Origin of the sequence: Streptomyces sp. NPDC051286 (assembly GCF_044455345.1) — a bacterium.
In the GTDB taxonomy this organism is placed as follows: Bacteria; Actinomycetota; Actinomycetes; order Streptomycetales; family Streptomycetaceae; genus Streptomyces.
On the sequence record NZ_JBITER010000131.1, the window covers coordinates 1 to 3,319 of the forward strand.

3 protein-coding genes are annotated in these 3,319 nt (G+C 68.6%); all 3 read left to right on the forward strand.

Annotated elements, in window-relative coordinates; genetic code table 11:
• The first annotated feature begins 349 nt into the window (after nucleotides 1–349).
• Nucleotides 350–1,603 carry a 1-deoxy-D-xylulose-5-phosphate reductoisomerase gene (gene dxr, locus ACIBB8_RS37660; protein WP_398959904.1) on the forward strand — a complete coding sequence of 418 codons (1,254 nt, stop codon included), beginning with the start codon at nucleotides 350–352 and terminating at the stop codon, nucleotides 1,601–1,603.
• Nucleotides 1,600–2,910: a M50 family metallopeptidase gene (locus ACIBB8_RS37665; RefSeq protein ID WP_398959906.1), complete on the forward strand. Its 1,311-nt coding sequence runs from the start codon at nucleotides 1,600–1,602 to the stop codon at nucleotides 2,908–2,910. Before dxr ends, ACIBB8_RS37665 begins: the two co-directional genes overlap by 4 nt.
• Before the next feature lie 218 nt (nucleotides 2,911–3,128).
• A partial coding sequence (locus ACIBB8_RS37670; protein WP_393302847.1) for a flavodoxin-dependent (E)-4-hydroxy-3-methylbut-2-enyl-diphosphate synthase occupies nucleotides 3,129–3,319 on the forward strand: 191 nt, incomplete at its 3' end.

A 3,319-nucleotide genomic window follows, 5' to 3' on the forward strand; every position in this document is an offset into this window, starting at 1 on the left:
GCCCCCCCCCACACAACACCACCCCCCACCCTATCGCGCGGGGGGCGCTTCAGGGGGGCGGGGGGGGGGGGGGCCCCCCCCCGCGCCCCCCCCCCCCCCCCCCGGCCCTGTGCAGCACGGCAGGACGGGCGTCGCGACCTGGCACCCAGGGGAGGTCGAGTCCACCGGCTCAGGGACGTCGCAACCGCCCATGCTCCCGCCACGGCGCTCACCCGCGCCGTCCCCGGGCGGGGACGCCGACGCCCAGAGGCTGCCGGAATTCACAGGAACACTTCCTGAGCTGCTCCTCCCGGAGGTCTCCGGGGACGCGCTGTCCGCCTGCCGGGTCTATGCGGCAAGAATGGGGGGCATGAGCGACAGCCCTGCACCCCTCGCCGACCCGCACCTCATCTTCGACGCAGTGGAGGGACGCCGGGATCTCGTCATCCTCGGCTCCACCGGGTCCATCGGCACCCAGGCCATTGACCTGGTGTTGCGTCACCCCGACCGCTTCCGCGTCACTGCGCTCTCCGCCGCGGGAGGCCGGGTTGCCCTCCTCGCCGAGCAGGCGCGGCGACTGAGAGTGCGCACGGTCGCCGTCGCCGTACCGGACGCGGTGTCGGCCCTCCGCGAAGCGCTGCGCGAGCAGTACGGTGCCGGGGAACCGCTTCCTGAGATTTTGGCGGGGCCGGACGCCGCCACCCGGCTCGCCGGGAGCGCCTGCCACACCGTGCTCAACGGAATCACCGGCTCGATCGGTCTGGCCCCCACGCTCGCCGCACTGGAGGCCGGCCGTACGCTCGCCCTCGCCAACAAGGAATCGCTGATCGTGGGCGGACCGCTGGTGAAGGCCCTGGCCAAGCCGGGCCAGATCATCCCGGTCGACTCCGAGCACGCCGCGCTTTTCCAGGCGCTCGCCGCCGGCACCCGGGCCGATGTCCGGAAGCTTGTCGTCACCGCATCCGGCGGCCCGTTCCGGGGGCGGACGAAGAGCGAGCTGGCGAGCGTCACGCGTGAGCAGGCGCTCGCGCACCCCACCTGGGCCATGGGCCCGGTGATCACGATCAACTCCGCCACCCTGGTCAACAAGGGACTGGAGGTCATCGAGGCGCATCTCCTCTACGACATCCCGTTCGAGCGGATCGAAGTCGTCGTCCACCCCCAGTCGTACGTTCACTCCATGGTGGAGTTCACCGACGGCTCCACCCTCGCCCAGGCCACCCCGCCGGACATGCGCGGACCGATCGCCATCGGCCTGGGATGGCCGGAACGAGTCCCGGACGCGGCACCCGCTTTCGACTGGTCGAAGGCGTCCAGCTGGGAGTTCTTCCCGCTCGACAACGACGCCTTCCCGTCCGTTGGCCTGGCCCGGCACGTCGGAGCGCTCGGCGGCACCGCCCCGGCGGTGTTCAACGCCGCGAACGAGGAGTGTGTGGACGCTTTCCTGTCAGGACAGCTGCCGTTCAACGGAATCATGGATACGGTCACGGCTGTGGTGGCCGAACACGACAACCCTGCCACGGGAACTTCGCTCACGGTCGCAGACGTCCTGGAAGCGGAGACCTGGGCACGGGCCCGGGCTCGGGAACTTTCGGCGAAAGCGACAGCGGAGGCGCGCGCATGAGTATGACGACGGTCCTGTTGACGATTCTGGGTATCGTCGTGTTCGCCTTCGGCCTGCTGTTCTCGATCGCCTGGCACGAACTGGGACACCTGTCGACCGCGAAGCTCTTCGGGATCCGCGTCCCGCAGTACATGGTCGGCTTCGGCCCGACCATCTGGTCGCGGAAGAAGGGCGACACCGAGTACGGGATCAAGGCGATCCCGGCCGGTGGCTACATCCGCATGATCGGCATGTTCCCGCCCGGTCCGGACGGACGGCTCGAGGCGCGCTCCACCTCGCCGTGGCGGGGAATGATCGAGGACGCCCGGGAAGCCGCTTTCGAGGAAATCGAACCGGGTGACGAGAACCGCCTCTTCTACACGCGCAAGCCATGGAAGCGCGTGATCGTCATGTTCGCCGGACCGTTCATGAACCTGGTTCTGGCCGTCGCGATCTTCCTCGGCGTGTCGATGACCTTCGGCTTCCAGACGCAGACCACCGAGGTCGCGGGCGTCCAGAAATGCGTGATCGCGCAGAGCGAGAAGCGGGACACCTGCAAGAAGAGCGACCCGGTCTCGCCCGCGCAGGCCGCCGGACTGAAGAAGGGCGACAAGATCGTCGCCTTCAACGGTCAGAAGGTGGACGACTGGGCCGCCCTCTCCGACCGGATCCGCGACACCATCGGCCCCGCCACCATCACCGTCGAGCGCGGCGGCCAGGAGACGACACTCCACGCCGTGCTGCAGGAGAACATGGTGGCCAAGAAGGACTCCAAGGGTGAGGTGATCCCCGGCAAGTACGTCCCGGCCGGGTATCTGGGCTTCGCGGCCCAGACCGAGATCGTTCCGCTCTCCTTCAACGACTCGGTCGTCCGCATGGGCGACATGATCCAGAACGGCGTCGACTCGATCATCGCCCTCCCGTCCAAGATCCCGGGCCTGTGGAGCGCGGCCTTCGGCGACGGCGAGCGAGCGGCCGACTCCCCGGTCGGCGTCTTGGGCGCGGCCAGGATCGGCGGCGAGGTGATGACGCTGGACGTCCCGGCGACGAACCAGATCGCGATGATGCTGTTCCTGCTGGCCGGCTTCAACCTCTCGCTGTTCCTCTTCAACATGCTGCCCCTGCTGCCGCTCGACGGCGGGCACATCGCGGGAGCGCTCTGGGAGTCCCTGCGCCGCAATGTGGCGCGGGTCTTCAAGCGCCCCGACCCCGGACCCTTCGACGTGGCCAAGCTGATGCCGGTCGCCTATGTCGTCGCCGGCGTCTTCATCTGCTTCACACTGCTCGTCCTGGTGGCCGACATCGTCAATCCGGTCAAGATCTCCTGACCGCCCTCAGAGCCTGTCGGGCGACCTCGGATCGGACAGATCGAGCCGGGCGCACCACAGGCGGTGACCGGGCATACATCTGATCTGATGTCCGGGCGCCTCAGTTTGTACGGACTTCGGGATGCGGTGTGCTCCGGGTTCCCCCCGGTGCCGTAACCTCGGAGGTCGGAGCCCGCCGATCTCGGGACCTTGATCCACACCTTGGGGATGCTCAGCGCATGACTGCGATTTCTCTCGGAATGCCGTCCGTTCCGACCAAGCTCGCCGACCGGAGGGTCAGCCGCAAGATCCAGGTCGGGTCGGTGGCGGTCGGCGGGGATGCGCCGGTGTCGGTGCAGTCGATGACCACGACGCGTACGTCGGACGTCGGTGCGACGTTGCAGCAGATCGCGGAGTTGACGGCGTCGGG